The organism is Terrisporobacter vanillatitrophus, from assembly GCF_051148895.1.
GTDB classification, from domain to species: Bacteria; Bacillota; Clostridia; order Peptostreptococcales; family Peptostreptococcaceae; genus Terrisporobacter; species Terrisporobacter vanillatitrophus.
In genome coordinates, this window is sequence record NZ_CP154625.1 from 598,206 (window position 1) to 613,538 (window position 15,333).

The 15,333-nt window shown below is 27.2% G+C and carries 14 protein-coding genes; 12 read left to right on the top strand and 2 right to left on the bottom strand.

What is annotated here, in order from left to right:
* Positions 1-114: 114 nt before the first annotated feature.
* The 3 genes from TVTCOM_RS03145 to TVTCOM_RS03155 all read left to right on the top strand — a co-directional run bounded on the left by TVTCOM_RS03145 (position 115) and on the right by TVTCOM_RS03155 (position 3,844).
* A complete protein-coding gene (locus TVTCOM_RS03145; protein WP_434798395.1) occupies positions 115-888 on the top strand; it encodes an ABC transporter ATP-binding protein in 774 nt (257 codons plus the stop codon).
* 9 nt (positions 889-897) lie between these two features.
* Positions 898-2,523 carry an ABC transporter permease gene (locus TVTCOM_RS03150; RefSeq protein ID WP_434798396.1) on the top strand — a complete coding sequence of 542 codons (1,626 nt, stop codon included), beginning with the start codon at positions 898-900 and terminating at the stop codon, positions 2,521-2,523.
* A gap of 238 nt (positions 2,524-2,761) precedes the next feature.
* Complete coding sequence (locus TVTCOM_RS03155) at positions 2,762-3,844, top strand: DUF3810 domain-containing protein (protein WP_434798397.1); 1,083 nt, start codon at positions 2,762-2,764, stop codon at positions 3,842-3,844.
* 64 nt (positions 3,845-3,908) lie between these two features.
* Here the strand turns inward: TVTCOM_RS03155 and TVTCOM_RS03160 are convergent, their stop codons facing one another.
* Positions 3,909-4,844, bottom strand: a complete 936-nt coding sequence (locus TVTCOM_RS03160; RefSeq protein WP_434798398.1) for an AraC family transcriptional regulator — start codon at positions 4,842-4,844, stop codon at positions 3,909-3,911.
* 321 nt (positions 4,845-5,165) lie between these two features.
* Between TVTCOM_RS03160 and TVTCOM_RS03165 the strand changes: the two genes are divergently transcribed.
* The 5 genes from TVTCOM_RS03165 to TVTCOM_RS03185 are packed head-to-tail and all read left to right on the top strand — an operon-like array spanning position 5,166 to position 10,388.
* Positions 5,166-6,200 carry a TIM barrel protein gene (locus TVTCOM_RS03165; protein ID WP_434798399.1) on the top strand — a complete coding sequence of 345 codons (1,035 nt, stop codon included), beginning with the start codon at positions 5,166-5,168 and terminating at the stop codon, positions 6,198-6,200.
* Positions 6,201-6,205: 5 nt separating this feature from the next.
* Positions 6,206-7,351, top strand: coding sequence for a carbohydrate kinase family protein (locus tag TVTCOM_RS03170; protein ID WP_434798400.1), 1,146 nt, complete (start codon positions 6,206-6,208; stop codon positions 7,349-7,351).
* A 2-nt stretch (positions 7,352-7,353) separates the two neighbouring features.
* Positions 7,354-8,214, top strand: a complete 861-nt coding sequence (locus tag TVTCOM_RS03175) for a class II fructose-bisphosphate aldolase (RefSeq protein WP_434798401.1) — start codon at positions 7,354-7,356, stop codon at positions 8,212-8,214.
* Between the two features lie 13 nt (positions 8,215-8,227).
* On the top strand, positions 8,228-9,373 hold the full coding sequence (locus TVTCOM_RS03180; protein ID WP_434798402.1) for a Gfo/Idh/MocA family protein: 1,146 nt from the start codon (positions 8,228-8,230) through the stop codon (positions 9,371-9,373).
* Between the two features lie 25 nt (positions 9,374-9,398).
* The gene (locus TVTCOM_RS03185) at positions 9,399-10,388 is read left to right on the top strand and encodes a sugar phosphate isomerase/epimerase family protein (RefSeq protein ID WP_434798403.1); all 990 of its coding nucleotides are present in this window, start codon (positions 9,399-9,401) and stop codon (positions 10,386-10,388) included.
* A 66-nt stretch (positions 10,389-10,454) separates the two neighbouring features.
* On the opposite strand, the gene TVTCOM_RS03190 is transcribed toward TVTCOM_RS03185, so the two are convergent.
* On the bottom strand, positions 10,455-10,712 hold the full coding sequence (locus tag TVTCOM_RS03190) for a hypothetical protein (RefSeq protein ID WP_434798404.1): 258 nt from the start codon (positions 10,710-10,712) through the stop codon (positions 10,455-10,457).
* Between the two features lie 185 nt (positions 10,713-10,897).
* Here TVTCOM_RS03190 and TVTCOM_RS03195 point away from each other — a divergent pair, with 185 nt between their 5' ends.
* The 4 genes from TVTCOM_RS03195 to TVTCOM_RS03210 all read left to right on the top strand — a co-directional run bounded on the left by TVTCOM_RS03195 (position 10,898) and on the right by TVTCOM_RS03210 (position 15,319).
* Complete coding sequence (locus TVTCOM_RS03195) at positions 10,898-11,572, top strand: response regulator transcription factor (protein WP_434798405.1); 675 nt, start codon at positions 10,898-10,900, stop codon at positions 11,570-11,572.
* Complete coding sequence (locus TVTCOM_RS03200; RefSeq protein WP_434798406.1) at positions 11,569-12,579, top strand: ATP-binding protein; 1,011 nt, start codon at positions 11,569-11,571, stop codon at positions 12,577-12,579. Before TVTCOM_RS03195 ends, TVTCOM_RS03200 begins: the two co-directional genes overlap by 4 nt.
* A 102-nt stretch (positions 12,580-12,681) precedes the next feature.
* A complete protein-coding gene (locus TVTCOM_RS03205; RefSeq protein WP_434798407.1) occupies positions 12,682-13,437 on the top strand; it encodes an ABC transporter ATP-binding protein in 756 nt (251 codons plus the stop codon).
* Positions 13,424-15,319 carry an FtsX-like permease family protein gene (locus TVTCOM_RS03210; protein ID WP_434798408.1) on the top strand — a complete coding sequence of 632 codons (1,896 nt, stop codon included), beginning with the start codon at positions 13,424-13,426 and terminating at the stop codon, positions 15,317-15,319. The genes TVTCOM_RS03205 and TVTCOM_RS03210 overlap by 14 nt, the downstream gene beginning before the upstream one ends.
* Positions 15,320-15,333 lie beyond the last annotated feature (14 nt).

Here is a 15,333-nt window from a genome sequence, read left to right on the forward strand (position 1 = left end):
ATTACTGTATAATAAAGTTAACTAAATAGAATGAAATTCATATAAAAAGAATTTGTAAATGTAAAATATTTTACATGGATTATTAAAACAAGGGATATAAAGAGGGGGAAACTTATGTATGAAATAATATTAGAATTAAGAAATTTAAAAAAGAAATTTGGAGAAAAAGAAGTATTAAAGGGGGTTGATCTCCAAGTAAAAAGAGGAGAAATTATTGGATATATAGGGGCTAACGGTGCAGGTAAGAGTACAACTGTAAAAATTATGCTGGGAATTGTAGACGGATATGAAGGAGATATAATAATATTTGATAAAAATATTAAGAATACAAAAGGTGAATATAAAAAGAAAATAGGTTATGTGCCTGAAGTATCAGAAGTATATGAAAGTTTAACTGCAATGGAATATTTAAATTTTATTGGTCAATTATACGATTTAGATGTGGATACATCAACATTAAAAGCAAAAGAACTTATGAGTTTATTTGGAATAGAAGATTATTTAAACACAAGAATATCAACATTCTCCAAAGGAATGAGACAAAAATTAATACTTATTTCTAGTATTATTCATAATCCAGATATATTATTTTTAGATGAGCCATTAAGTGGGTTAGATGCTAATTCTGTAATGATTGTTAAGGAACTTCTTGAAATTTTTGCAAAGGAAGGGAAGACTATTTTTTATTCATCTCATATTATGGATGTTGTAGAGAAAATAAGTCATAGAATTGTGCTTCTTAACAATGGGAAAATAGTTGCTGACGGAAGCTTTAAAGAACTTAAAGAAAACTCTCATGAGGGATCATTGGAAGAGATATTTAATGAAATGACTGGATTTAACAATCACAAAGAAATTGCAGATAAAATTGTAATGGCAATTAAGTAGGTGAATAATATGAAAGAATATAAATTTTTAAATATTTTAGATAAATTTAAGAGCATATATACTAAAATGGGCGTAGATTATGAAAGTATGAGATTAATTTTAAGTATGAAATTGACTCTTGATAGTAGGAGAACATCTACAGTAATGCAAAGCTCTAATAATGAAGATAACAAAGAGGGCAAAAACTCATTTAATAAATCATTAATCATGTATGCAATTATGGGAATTTTTATTGGAATGATAACAATGTTTCCATCTAATAGCATGTATACCTATACCATAGTTTTTGGAATGTTTATGTTTTTTATATTAACAATCTTTATATCTGATTTTTCAAGTGTCCTTTTAGATGTGAGAGATAAGAATATAATAGGAACTAAAGGTATTGATAATAAGACAATTAATGCGGCGAAGTTAACTCATATATGTTATTATATCTTCCTAACTTCATTGGCGTTGTCTTGGCTTGCAATCATAGGATCATTTAAATCAGGGATTTTAATAGGGATTATTTTCATATTAGAACTAATGGTAATAGATATATTTATGGTTGTAATAACTGCACTATTATATCTTTTGATTTTAAGGTTTTTTAATGGTGAAAAAGTTAAAGATATAATAAATTTCGTCCAAATAGGACTAACAATAATAATGACTATAGGATATCAATTCTTAGGTAGAATGTTTGATATAGTTGATATAAATATAGTATACAAAAGTAACATATGGAATTTGTTTTTACCACCAATGTGGTTTGCATCACCTTTATATGCAATTGATGGAGGAAAAATTAATAAAATAATAGTCATTCTAATTGTATTAGCATTTATTGTACCAATTATAGCTATTAGTTTATACATAAAGAATACAGCTAAGTTTGAAGATTCTCTTTCAAAATTAAACATTGCAAAAGATAATGAAAAAGAGAAGAAAAATAGACTATTTTATAAACTTGGAAAATGGACATGTAGGAATAATGAAGAAAAAGCAGTTTATGATCTTTCTGTTTCTATAATAAAACGAGAAAGAGAGTTTAAATTGATGACATATCCTGGCTTAGGATTTAATATTGTATTTCCACTATTATTCATATTTATGTATTCAATGGATTCCATAAGTGAAATAAAAAATATATCTTTACATGTGTCATTAAATATTTATTGGTTTATGCTAATGGTCCCAACCTTATTGATGACACTACAATATTCTAATGATTATAAAGCAGCGTGGATTTATGAAACAGCTTATATAAGTGATAAATCCAATATATATAAAGGTGCATATAAAGCACTATTAGCTAATATATTATTACCATTATATTTATTTGAAAGTATTATTTTTATAGTTATTTTTGGAATTAAAGTATTACCAATTTTAATTATTGCTTTTATATTTTTATTGGTTTTCATAGTTATTGAGCATATGTTAGGAAAAAATACCTTACCTTTTACACTGAAATTTGGAGAAGTTAACAAAAGCCAAAACTTGATTAATACTTTATTAGGGATGGTTATTTTAGGTGTAGGAGTAGGAATAAATTATTTTGCCTTATTTAATATATATGCATTGGCAGGATATAGCACGATTTTAATAATTTTAGCATTTATTCTCTGGAGTAAATGTATTAAAGCTTAAAAAAATTTTTAACTGTTTGGCAAAAGATATTAAGATTATTTAGTTTATATTAATTTTCTAAATTAGTATATTATTATCTAAATCTAAATTAAGTCTCCTATGATAATATATTATTATAGGAGATTTTTAGTCCTACCTACTTAATATAGTAAATGATATATTATTTAATCAAAGATGATTTTTAAAAGGGGTGATTTTAATCAAAAAATTTAGAATTCTATATATTTCATTATTTATTTTGGGAGTTTTATTAAACTTAATAACATCAAAAACACCACAGATAGTAGAAAAATATTATTCTAATGGAATTAACATATTTATGGTGAAAATTTTGAGTAATATTTCTAGTATTTTACCTTTTTCTTTATTTGAAATATTTATTTACGTAGGAGCAATAGCAACTTTATCATATTTCATATATTGCATATTTAATATAACAAAAAATCCTAAGAAAACTTTATATTATTTAAAAAATATGATCTTAAATATAATATCAATATTTGGAATAATATACTTTCTATTTATAATACTATGGGGAATAAATTATAATAGGATGGATTTAGAGGATTCACTTATTGAAGACTATAATAAAACTAAAAATTTAAATATAAAAAAGGTTGAGTATGATAATGAAAATTTAAAACAGTTATATAAATTTTTAATAAACCAATGTAATGAAACTAGGGAAAAAGTATCCGAAGATGAAAATAAAGTAATGAAATGTGATTCAAATATAAAAAATGTTCTAAAAAGAGCTACTAAAGGATATGATAATGTTCATATTTTAAATTTAAATGGAAAAGGTACATATGGAACAGCTAAATACATACTTAATTCAAATTTATTATGTTACACAGGAATAACAGGAATATATTCACCATTTACAGGAGAAGCAAATATAAATGTAGCATCACCAGATATTTATATTCCTTTTACTACATTACATGAAATGGCTCATCAAAGGGGATATGCAAGTGAAGACGAAGCCAACTTTTTAGCTTACATCGCCTGTATAAATAATGAGGACTATGATTTTCAATATTCAGGATATCTATTAGCGCTTAAGTATACTGCATCGGCCCTAGCAAAAGTTGATTACAATGCCTTAGTTAGTGCAAATAATGACTTATCTTCATCCGTAATTAATGATTTAAATCATAGTAGTGAATTTTGGAAACAATTCGAAGGAAAAGTAAACGAAGTATCAGATGGTATGAATAGTAATTACCTAAAAGCAAATGGTGTTAAAGAAGGTACATTAAGCTATGGAAAAGTAGTAAATTTACTGCTAACATATTATAGTTTGTATGGATTTAAATAGAATAAGAAGCTGCATTTTGATTATTTCTTTAAAATAGACTAAATGCAGCTTTTTTATTAAAAAATTATAGTTTTGTTATTAATTTTTTTAAAATATGTAGTGCATCTTCCGCTGTATAGAAATTTTCATTTGATAGATGAGAATTTGACTGTGCCTTTAGAGGAATTTGTTCACACATTTTACGATATTCATTTGGAGTACAGTTATAATTTTCACGAAATGCTTTATAAAGATAACGATAATCTGAAAAACCACACTCAAAGCAAATATCAATTAATTTTGTGTTTTTAATTAAAAGCAATTCTTTTGCACGATTAAAGCGTCGATTATTTAAGTATTCTTGAAAAGATTGATTTAAATTATCTTTTATGAAGTGTGATAAATATGATACAGATAGATTTTCTCTTGCTGAAATATCACTTAAAGTAATTTTATGCATATAGTTTTCATCGATATAATTTAATATTTTATTTAATCGTTTTATTTTTCGAACATTGGCTACTTTTTCTTCGTCAGAAATAATATGATAAGGTAAATTATTTAAAAATATATTAAATATCAAATTTAGGATACTCATACAAGAAAACTCGTATCCATTTTTTTTACCATAGTATAAATAAGCCAACTCAAGAGTAAGAGAGTGAATATATTTGAAATTTTCCTCAGATACATTTTGCTTGATGTTAAAAGAATCAAAAACTAAGTTTGACATATTAGGAAAGTAATCATAACAAAATTTTGGTGATACTTGTAGGCAAAGTATTAAAGTATTATTCTTTAAAGCTTTAATTTCATGTGGCTGATTAGGATTAAATATAACTGTATCTCCAGCTTGAAAATCATAACTTTCATGTTTTGAAGTAATTGTTACTTTGCCATCGAGAATAAGGATTACTTCAAATTCTCTATGTAAGTGAGGACTTCTATAAGCTATATCAACTAAAAAAACATTTAAATGTTTGATGTGAGGACTATTTATAATTTCAAATTCGTTTTTCATGCTCTATACCCCTTTCTACTTGAATATTACCCTTAATATACTTATATACTTTTGTGTATAAATTTGCAATTTATTTCTACAAAAAGCAACAGGAACATAATATTAATAATGTTAAAAGTAATCATAAAATTTTACTAGCTTTTTTTATCTTGAAAGCTGGTTGTCTAAAATCATTAATTTATAAAGTTTATAAATTAAATGTATAACATGCAAAAAAGCTAAATTGTCTTATATTTATAACTAAATATGACATAGATAAAGTTTAAAAATGATATAGAATAAAACCATAATATAAAATTAAGAAATTAGGGGGAAATAAAAATGTCTAGATTTAAATTTTCAGTTGGGCCATGGAATGTACATGATGGAGCAGATTCTTATGGACCTGCAACAAGAAATGAAGTTGATTTTGAGGATAAAGTTAAAAAATTTGCAGAAATAGGATTTAGTGCAGTTCAATTTCATGATGATGATGCAGTTCCTAATATGAATGAATTAAGTGAAGAAGAAATTAAAATAGAAGCGAGAAAAGTAAAAGCTATTTTAGATAAATATAACTTAGCAGCAGAGTTTGTTGCACCAAGATTATGGATGGATCAACATACAATTGATGGTGGATTTATGTCAACTTGTAAGGAAGACAGAGAATTTGCCATGTGGAGAGCGTATCGTTCTATTGATATAGCAAATGAATTAGGCTGTGACAAAATTGTATTGTGGTTAGCAAGAGAAGGAACACTTTGTGCAGAAAGTAAAAGTCCAGTTTGGGCAACTAAGCAATTAATAGATGCAATAAATAAAATGCTTGAGTATGATGAAAAAATAAAAATTTTAATTGAACCAAAACCTAATGAGCCAATAGATAGAAGTATATGTGGAACTATTGGACATGTTATGGGTGTTTCTGCTGCAACTATTGACCCATCTAGGGTAGGTGGTTTACTTGAATCAGCTCATGCCATACTAGCAGGATTAGATCCTTCTCATGAAATTGGATTTGCACTTGCAATGGGAAAACTTTGGGGAGTTCATTTAAATGACCAAAATGGAATTAAATTTGATCAAGACAAAACTTTTGGTGTGGAAAATCTTAGACAAGCTTTTAATCAAATAAAAGTATTAATAGAAAATAATTATGGTTCAAATGGTGAATACATAGGTCTTGATGTTAAGGCTATGAGAACAACAAAAGATGAAGATAGATATAAACATTTGGAAAATAGTTTGAAAATAGCAAAAGCTTTAGAAGAAAAGGCCTCAAGATTTGATTATGACTTCCAAAGAAAATGTGTTGAAAATAGAGATTTTGAAGGTTTAGAAATGTATGTTATGAACCTTCTAATGGGAATTGAGTAAAGAATATGTTGAAAAATAATAAAAAAGTAATCGTTGCAGGTCATATTTGTTTGGATATTACTCCTATTTTCCCGTCAAATAAAAGAAAAGAGCTTAGAGATATATTAACACCAGGGAAGTTAATAAATGTGGACGAAGCAGATGTTCATACAGGAGGAGCTGTTGCTAACACTGGATTAGCAATGAAAATTCTTGGAGCAGATGTAAAATTAGTTGGCAAAATAGGGGAAGACTCTTTTGGTAAATTAATAATGAATATTTTAGATAAATATAATGTGTCAGACAAAATGATTTCTTCACCCAAAACAAGCACATCTTACTCCATAGTTATTTCTCCACCAGGAGTAGATAGAATTTTTTTGCATAATTCAGGAGCAAATGATGATTTTGTATCTGAAGATATATGTGAAGATATGTTAAAAGATGTATCCTTATTTCACTTTGGATATCCTCCTTTGATGAAGAACATTTATAGAAATCAAGGAGAAGAATTACTTACAATATTTAAAAATATAAAAGAGCATAATATAGCAACTTCACTTGATATGGCAGCTATTGATCCTTTATCAGAAGCTGGGAGCATAAATTGGAACTCTATACTGGAAAGAGTACTTCCTTATGTGGATTTCTTTGTTCCAAGTGTGGAGGAATTGGCATTTATGATTGATAGAGAAAAATATGATGAGTGGGTTATAAAAGCCAATGGAAAAGATATTACAAGTATTTTATCTATTAATGATGTAAAGCCTTTAGCACATAAACTTATAAATATGGGTGCAAAAGTTGTATTAATAAAATGTGGAGCGCCAGGTATTTATTATAAAACAGGAGATAAAGATAAATTATCTTCAATAAGTTCAAATATAAAATTAAATTTAGACTCATGGTCGAATAGAGAAGGCTTTGAAAAAAGTTATGAGCCAGAAAAAGTAGTGTCAGGAACAGGTGCCGGAGATACTAGCATAGCGGCCTTTCTTACAGCCATGTTAAGAGGATACTCTTTTGATAAATGTATGCAGCTATCTGTAGCCACAGGAGCATCTTGTGTAAGCACTTATGATGCTTTAAGTGGAATTAAACCATTGGATGAATTGGAACAAATTATAAATAGAGGATGGAAAAAGCAAGATTTAATTAAAGAAAGGGAGTAAATATGTTAGTAAATCTTAATGAAGTTCTATTACCAGCAAAAAAGAATAAATACGCTGTTGGATTATTTAATGCAGTAAATTTAGAACTTGCTAGAGGCATTATACAAGCAGCAGAAGAAACTGGCTCACCAGTTATTATGGGAACAGCGGAAGTATTGTTGCCTTATGGACCATTGGAGGAGTTATCTTATTTTCTTGTTCCTATGGCTAAAAAAGCAAAAGTACCAGTAGTTATTCACTATGATCATGGACTAACTTTTGAAAAATGTGTTAAAGCTCTTGAGCTAGGATTTTCATCGGTTATGTATGATTGCTCAACAGATACTTATGAAGAAAATATAAGGAAAGTAAAAGAACTTACATATATTGCACATCAATTTGGAGCAACTGTAGAAGCTGAATTAGGTCATGTGGGTGATAATGAGAATTCTACAGAAGGTAATTCATTTTTAATTAATCCAGAAGATTTTTATACAGACCCACAGCAGGCAAAAGAATATGTAGAAGAAACGAAAATAGATGCTTTAGCCATTGCTATAGGCACTGCTCATGGTGCTTACAAATTTAAGCCAAAGCTGGATTTTGAAAGAATTTCAACTATTGCAAATACAATTGATATACCTTTAGTACTTCATGGAGGATCTGGTTTATCAGATGAGGATTTCAAAAAATCAATAAAAAGAGGAATAAGTAAGGTAAATATTTTTACAGATATAAATGAAGCTGCAGCCAGCGGTGCTAAGTGTGCATTTGATAATGGAAAGAAATGTGTAACGGATATGATACCTTATGAAGTTGAAATGATAAAGCAATCTGTTATTAATAAAATGAAACTATTTAATTCTATTGGAAAGATATATTAAGGAGGCCATAGATATGAAAAAAGTTTTAAATTATGGAATGGTTGGTGGAGGACCAGACGGATTTATTGGTGATGCACATAGACGTGCCATCAACTTAGATGGAAAAGCTAAAATTGTTGCAGGATGTTTTTCTAGAACAAAAGAAAAAAATGAACTCATGGGTAAAGAACTTGGAATTTGCCAAGAAAGATGTTATGAAAATGCATTTGAAATGGCCAAAATTGAATCTAAAAAAGAAGATGGCATTAATTTTGCTGTTATAGTTACACCAAATAATTCACACTATGAAATATGCAAAGCTTTTTTAGAAGCTGGGATTAATGTATCTTGTGATAAACCAGTAACGGTAACATCAAAAGAAGCTATGGAATTAGAATCATTAGCAAAAGAAAAGAACTTATTATTTATGGTTACTTATACTTATATGGGTCATGTGACAGCAAAACATATAAAAGAAATAATAAAAAATGGAGAAATTGGGGAAGTAAGAACAGTTATGGCTGAATATCCTCAAGGTTGGCTTGCACATGAAAATGATTGTGGTGGAAAGCAAGGAGAGTGGAGATGTGATCCACAACAAGCAGGCAAGGTTAACTGTTTAGGTGATTTAGGCACTCATGTTGAAAATGCAGTAGCTACAATGACTGGACTTAAGATAAAAAAGGTGTTAGCAAAAATGGATACAGTAGTTCCTGGACGTAAATTAGATGACAACGATATGGTTCTCGTTGAATATGAAAATGGTGCCACAGGAATGTATTGGACTTCTCAAATTGCCATAGGTCATGATAATAGTTTAAGAGTACGTATATATGGTAGTAAAGGTAGTATTCAATGGTTCCAAGAAACACCGGAAAAAGTAATAATAATTAAAGAAGATGGAAGTATTAATGAAGTTCATAGAGGATATGGGGCTATTGGTGAAAGTGTGGCCAAGTATGAAAGACTTCCAAGTGGTCATTCAGAAGGATGGCTTGAAGCTATGGCAAACTTATATTTAAGTTTTATGGAGTGTATTAAAGCAAAAGAAGATAATATTTTTGAAGAAAGTATGATTGATTATCCAACAATTACTGATGGATTGGAAGGAATTTTATTTGTTGAAGCATGTCTGAAAAGTAGTGAGAATGGAAATGTATGGGTTGATTTAAAAAATTAGAAATAATTTTTAGGGGGAATTAATTATGAAAAGACCAGTTACATTATTTACAGGACAATGGGCTGATTTAAATTTGGAAGAAATCTGCAAATTAGCTAGTGAAATGGGATATGAAGGATTGGAAATAGCAACATGGGGACAATTAAATGTAAGAAAAGCAGCAACAGATCCAGAGTATGTAAAAGAAATTAAATCAACACTTGATAAATATAACTTAGGATGCTGGGCAATAGGATCTCATTTAGCAGGACAATGTGTGGGAGATGTATGGGATGAAAGATTGGATGGATTTGCACCATCTGAATTTGCAGGAAAACCAGATGAAATAAGAAGATGGGCAATTGAAGAAATGAAATACACAGCAAAAGCGGCAAAAGCAATGGGTGTTGATGTTGTAACAGGATTTATGGGCTCTCCAATTTGGAAAATGTGGTATTCTTTCCCACAGACTACAGAAGAAATAGTAGATAAGGGATATGAAAAAATTAAAGAGCTTTGGTCACCAATATTTGATGTTTTTGATGAATGTAATATAAAATTTGCTTTGGAAGTTCATCCTACAGAAATAGCTTTTGATTATTATACTACTAAAAAATTATTGGAAGTATTTGATTATAGAAAAACTCTAGGCATAAACTTTGATCCAAGTCATTTAATTTGGCAAGGGGTAAATCCAAGTATATTCTTATATGATTTTGCTGAGTATGTATATCATGTACATATAAAAGACACAAAATTAAACTTGAATGGACGAAATGGCATATTAGGTTCTCACATTACTTTTGGTAACTACTGTAGAGGATGGAACTTCGTATCTCCTGGTCATGGGGATGTGGATTTTGATGAGATAATTAGAATTTTAAATGAAAAAGGATATAATGGACCATTATCAATTGAATGGGAAGATAGTGGAATGGAAAGAGTATTTGGAGCAACAGAGGCTTGTGAATTTACAAAGAAAATTAACTTTTCACCATCAGATGTGGCATTTGATGATGCCTTAAAAACAGATTAAAAAATGAAACAACTTAATAGTATAAAGTATCAATATAAAGAGCTCATATTTTATGAGCTCTTTATATTATTTAATAGAAATAATTTTTATTGAATCTGGAATATTTGAGGAATTTACAATAGCTTCTCCTTTAATTTCAATATCGTAATTACATAGAGGATTTTTGCAAATTAAATAAGTTAAAAATTCATAGGAATTTTCAACAGAACCTATTTTATTAGTAGTTTTTTTCAAATCTTCAATTTTAAAGTCATATGAATATGTATGGTTGCATTTAGGGCACTTAATATTACAATTATGGTTTATGGGATTTTTATAATTCAAAAAATACACCTCCAATTATTTTAAATAGTTCTATTTATTATTTACATAAAAATAATAAAATAAGCTAAATATTATCCAAAATCAAATCTTAATGATATACAATTTGAAAGAAAAACAATGGAATGGATTATAATTAATATATAATAATATTGATTTGAAAATAAAAAATAAAGAGGTATATAATAATGGATATTTTTATAATAGAAGATGATAAAGCTTTAAGTAGAGAAATTGGCTTGACTTTGGGTAAGTGGGGATACAGTGCTTGTGAGGTAAATGATTTTGAAAATATAACAGATGAGGTATTACAATGTAATCCAAAATTAATTTTAATGGATGTTAATTTGCCTTGTTATGATGGATTTTATTGGTGTTCACAAATTAGAAATTTTATGAAAGTACCAATAATATTTATTTCTTCTAGAGATAATGATATGGATATAATCATGTCTATAAATATGGGAGGAGATGACTATATTACTAAACCTTTTTCGCCACAAATTTTAGTTGCCAAAATTCAAGCCATACTTAGAAGAACTTACTCTTATAATAATGATTTAAAAAGCGAGATAATAAAATTTAAAGATATAACACTGAATATAGTTGATGGAAAGATATACTTTAAAGATGAAAATGCCGAACTGACTAAAAATGAGTTGAAAATAATGAAAATATTAATGGAAAATCAAGAAAAAATCGTAAGTAGAGATGAAATAATAGAAGAACTTTGGGATACAGATGAATTTATAAGTGAAAATACTTTAACAGTAAATGTTAATAGATTGCGAAAGAAGTTAGGCTCCATAGGACTAAATGATTTTATAGAAACTAAAAAAGGACAAGGATATATAATAAAATGAGTTTACGAAATTATTTAAGAGAAGTAAAAGTATTTTTAATTTTAATAATTTTAATAATGTTAATAGTTGATGTTACTATGATACTAGATCCTAATTTAAGTAATAGTATTGATACTTTAATTTATATTAATATTTTATCAATTTTAGCTGTGGTAATTTTCACTTTTATTGGTTATGGAAATTATAAGAAAAAAACAAAAAAAATCATAAATTCAATACATAATTTAAGAGAAGAATATGATGATTTGGAAAGGGATTATATTTATAAGAATGTAAAACATCTAATTGAAGAGAATGAGGAAGAAGTAGATAGTTTAAGAAATGAATTAGAGGATATAAACGATTACATGACAAACTGGATTCATGAAGTGAAGATTCCAATTTCAGTTCTTCAAATAATAGGAAAAAGAGTAAATGAAATTGATGATAGTAGGGAATTATCTAAGCAAATTAATAGTGAAGTCAGCCGTATAGATAAATTAGTGGAACAAGCAATGTATTCAAGTCGAGCAGGAAACTATAATTCAGACTTTATAATAAATGAAGTGAACTTGGAACAAATAGTAAAAGAAGTAATAAAGAAAAATAAATATCAATTTATATATAATAAAATAGATTTGCAAGTTAATCAGTTAAATAAAAATGTTCTTACTGATAAAAAGTGGATTACTCATATAATTGAGCTAATAATTGATAATGCAATCAAGTATAGCCATATAGGAGGAAAAATAGAAATTTATTTGAAGGAAAATAAAAAAGGATGTGAACTTCATATAAAAGACTATGGTATGGGAATTGTACCTCAAGATATAGAAAGAATATTTGACAAAGGATTTACTGGAGAAAATGGAAGAAAGAAAACAAAATCAACGGGTATGGGACTTTATATTTCAAAGAAAATCTTAAATAAATTAAGTCACCACATAAACGTAATATCAACGCCAAATGAATTTTGTGATGTATATATTACTTTCTATAACTTATCAGATTACTTCAATGTGACATAAATGACACATATTATCTCCAAAGTGTTAGGTTAAGAGATGGAAGCAAATATCTGAAACTTATAAAATATAAGTATAATAAATATTAGAAATTTGGAGGGTAATATGTTAAAAACTATTAATTTGAAAAAAGATATTAAAAATAATAAAAATACATTTAAGATTTTAAAAGATATTAATTTAGACGTTAAAGAAGGCGAATTTTTATCTATAATGGGACCTTCTGGAGCAGGAAAAACTACTTTGCTAAATATTTTATCAACAGTAGATAAACCTACATCAGGAAATGTATATTATGAAAATAAAGATATAAGTAAAATGAATAATAAAGAGCTATCTAAATTTAGAAGAGATAATATTGGCTTTATTTTTCAGGATTATAATTTATTAGATAGCATGAGTGTGGAGGATAATATAGCCCTACCTCTTGTAATTGGTAATGAAAAACAAAATAAAATAAAAGAAGAAGTTATGAGACTTGCTAAATTTTTTGGAATAGAAGCTCATCTAAAAAAATATCCTTATGAATTATCTGGAGGACAAAAACAAAGAGCAGCAGCAGCTAGAGCACTTATAACATCACCAAAAATAATTTTTGCTGATGAGCCAACAGGAGCACTAGATTCAAAATCATCATCAGAGTTATTAAACTGTTTAAGAGACATGAATGAAAAATTTAATGTGACAGTTATTATGGTTACACATGATCCATTTAGTGCAAGTTATTCTAAAAAAGTTGTCTTCATGAAAGATGGAAAGTTAAACGCTAGAATAGATAGTTCAGGAAATAGAAAAGAATTCTACAATAGTATAATGAATTTACTTACTTCCATGGGAGGTGAAGTAAATGAACTTCTTTAAACTTTCTTTTATGAACTTAAAACAGAATTTGAAAAACTATGGAATGTACATATTTTCTATGATATTTTCCATTGTAGTATTTTATAACTTTATAACATTGATGTTTAGTGAACAATTTAGACAGATACAAGATTTAAATGTAGTATCATCTTTAGCAGGTGTTTGTGCATTGGTGTTGTGTTTGTTTTTTATATTTTTTATATCTTACTCTAGTAGTTTTTTTATAGAGCAAAGGAAAAAAGAATTTGGAATTTATACTTTTATGGGTGTGGAGAATAATAAAATAGCTTTGTTATTTGCTGGAGAAGGATTGCTAATAGGTATAATAGCTTTAGTTTGCGGTATACTTGGTGGAATTCTAACTAATAAATTATTTTTAATGGCATTGGCTAAAATTTCTAAAGTAAGTACTGTGATGAAGTTTGAAATTTCAAAAGAAGCTATTTTAATAACTAGTTTAATTTTTTTATGTATATTAATCTGTGTGTTTATTAAAGAATATATAGTTTTATTGAGAACTGATATAACAAAACTTATTAATGCAACAAATATATATCAAAGTGACAATAGTAAAAATAAGACTTTACAAGGTATTTTAGGATTAATAGTTATAGTTTTAGCTTATGCTGTGATTTTATATTACAAAAGATATAATATACCATTTCCATTAGCCATATTTGCCACAGTAATTATGGTTATAATAGGAACAATGTTATTATTTAAAGGATTTTTTACTTTTATAGTTTTAAAATTAATTAATAATAAAAACTTCTTATATAAAAATACTAATATTTTAAGTTACAATAATATAATTTTTAGAATAAGAGACAATAATAAAGTTCTAGGTCAAATTGCAGTATTAATAACTTGTTGCTTAACTTGTGTAATAGTATCTATTGCCACTAGAACTATTTTTTCGCAAGGTAAAGAATCTGAATATCCATATAGTATAATGTATGAGGGGAATTTAGATAATAAAGTAGTTAAAGAAGCTCTAAAATTAAATAAAGAAAAGATTGCTTTTGATATTCAAACAGAAATTATACCAATTGATCTTACTGACAATGGAACTAAAAAATCACCAATACTTTATATGGATCAAATTGATTTAATAAAATATTCAGATGTTAAAAAAATATATAAATATAGAAACTTAGATAATGAAAAGAAATTTTTAAATAAAAATTTAGAAAATGAGGAAGGGATATTTATTATTCCAAAAAGCTTAATTAATGCCTTTGATTTTAAAGTAAGTATCAATTTAGGTAAGAGTAATATTAAAATAGTAGACGATTTTTATATGAATTTATTTGGCCCATTTAGAGATAATGCCTTAGTTATAGTAAATGACAATACTTATAATTCAGTAAAGGAAGATTTAAATAAGGATACAGAAAATATATCTTGTATTACTTTAGAAAACTTTGATAATAGTAAAGAAATATCAAGTTATATTAAAGATAATAGTAATCTAGAAGTTTATAGTGTAGATAATTTTGATGGAGATAGCTATAACTTTATAAATGCAATTTACTTTATAGGATTATTTATGGCTTTAGTTTTTATAACCTCTGTAGGAAGTATTATGTACTTTAAATGTATTTCTGATGCAAGCAAAGACAAGCCTAGATTTGATACATTGAGAAAAATAGGAACAAGCCAAGAATATATTAATAAATCTATTAATAAGCAATTAGGAATATTTTTCATGATTCCGGCTATAGTGGCAATAATTCATAGCACTGTAGCAAGTTATGCAGTAACAAGTTTATTTAATCAAGATGGAAGGTTGTCTACCATAATAACAACTATTGTATTCTCTGTAATATATATGACTTATTATTTGTTAACTTCAAGAAAATATATTAATTTAACAAAATAAAATAAAAACCGAAT

Coding starts and splice junctions, on each gene's coding strand:
- TVTCOM_RS03170 (WP_434798400.1), top strand. CDS start 6,206: ATGTTGAAAAATAATAAAAAAGTAATCGTTGCAGGTCATATTTGTTTG.
- TVTCOM_RS03165 (WP_434798399.1), top strand. CDS start 5,166: ATGTCTAGATTTAAATTTTCAGTTGGGCCATGGAATGTACATGATGGA.
- TVTCOM_RS03210 (WP_434798408.1), top strand. CDS start 13,424: ATGAACTTCTTTAAACTTTCTTTTATGAACTTAAAACAGAATTTGAAA.
- TVTCOM_RS03150 (WP_434798396.1), top strand. CDS start 898: ATGAAAGAATATAAATTTTTAAATATTTTAGATAAATTTAAGAGCATA.
- TVTCOM_RS03205 (WP_434798407.1), top strand. CDS start 12,682: ATGTTAAAAACTATTAATTTGAAAAAAGATATTAAAAATAATAAAAAT.
- TVTCOM_RS03145 (WP_434798395.1), top strand. CDS start 115: ATGTATGAAATAATATTAGAATTAAGAAATTTAAAAAAGAAATTTGGA.
- TVTCOM_RS03180 (WP_434798402.1), top strand. CDS start 8,228: ATGAAAAAAGTTTTAAATTATGGAATGGTTGGTGGAGGACCAGACGGA.
- TVTCOM_RS03160 (WP_434798398.1), bottom strand. CDS start 4,844: ATGAAAAACGAATTTGAAATTATAAATAGTCCTCACATCAAACATTTA.
- TVTCOM_RS03200 (WP_434798406.1), top strand. CDS start 11,569: ATGAGTTTACGAAATTATTTAAGAGAAGTAAAAGTATTTTTAATTTTA.
- TVTCOM_RS03195 (WP_434798405.1), top strand. CDS start 10,898: ATGGATATTTTTATAATAGAAGATGATAAAGCTTTAAGTAGAGAAATT.
- TVTCOM_RS03185 (WP_434798403.1), top strand. CDS start 9,399: ATGAAAAGACCAGTTACATTATTTACAGGACAATGGGCTGATTTAAAT.
- TVTCOM_RS03175 (WP_434798401.1), top strand. CDS start 7,354: ATGTTAGTAAATCTTAATGAAGTTCTATTACCAGCAAAAAAGAATAAA.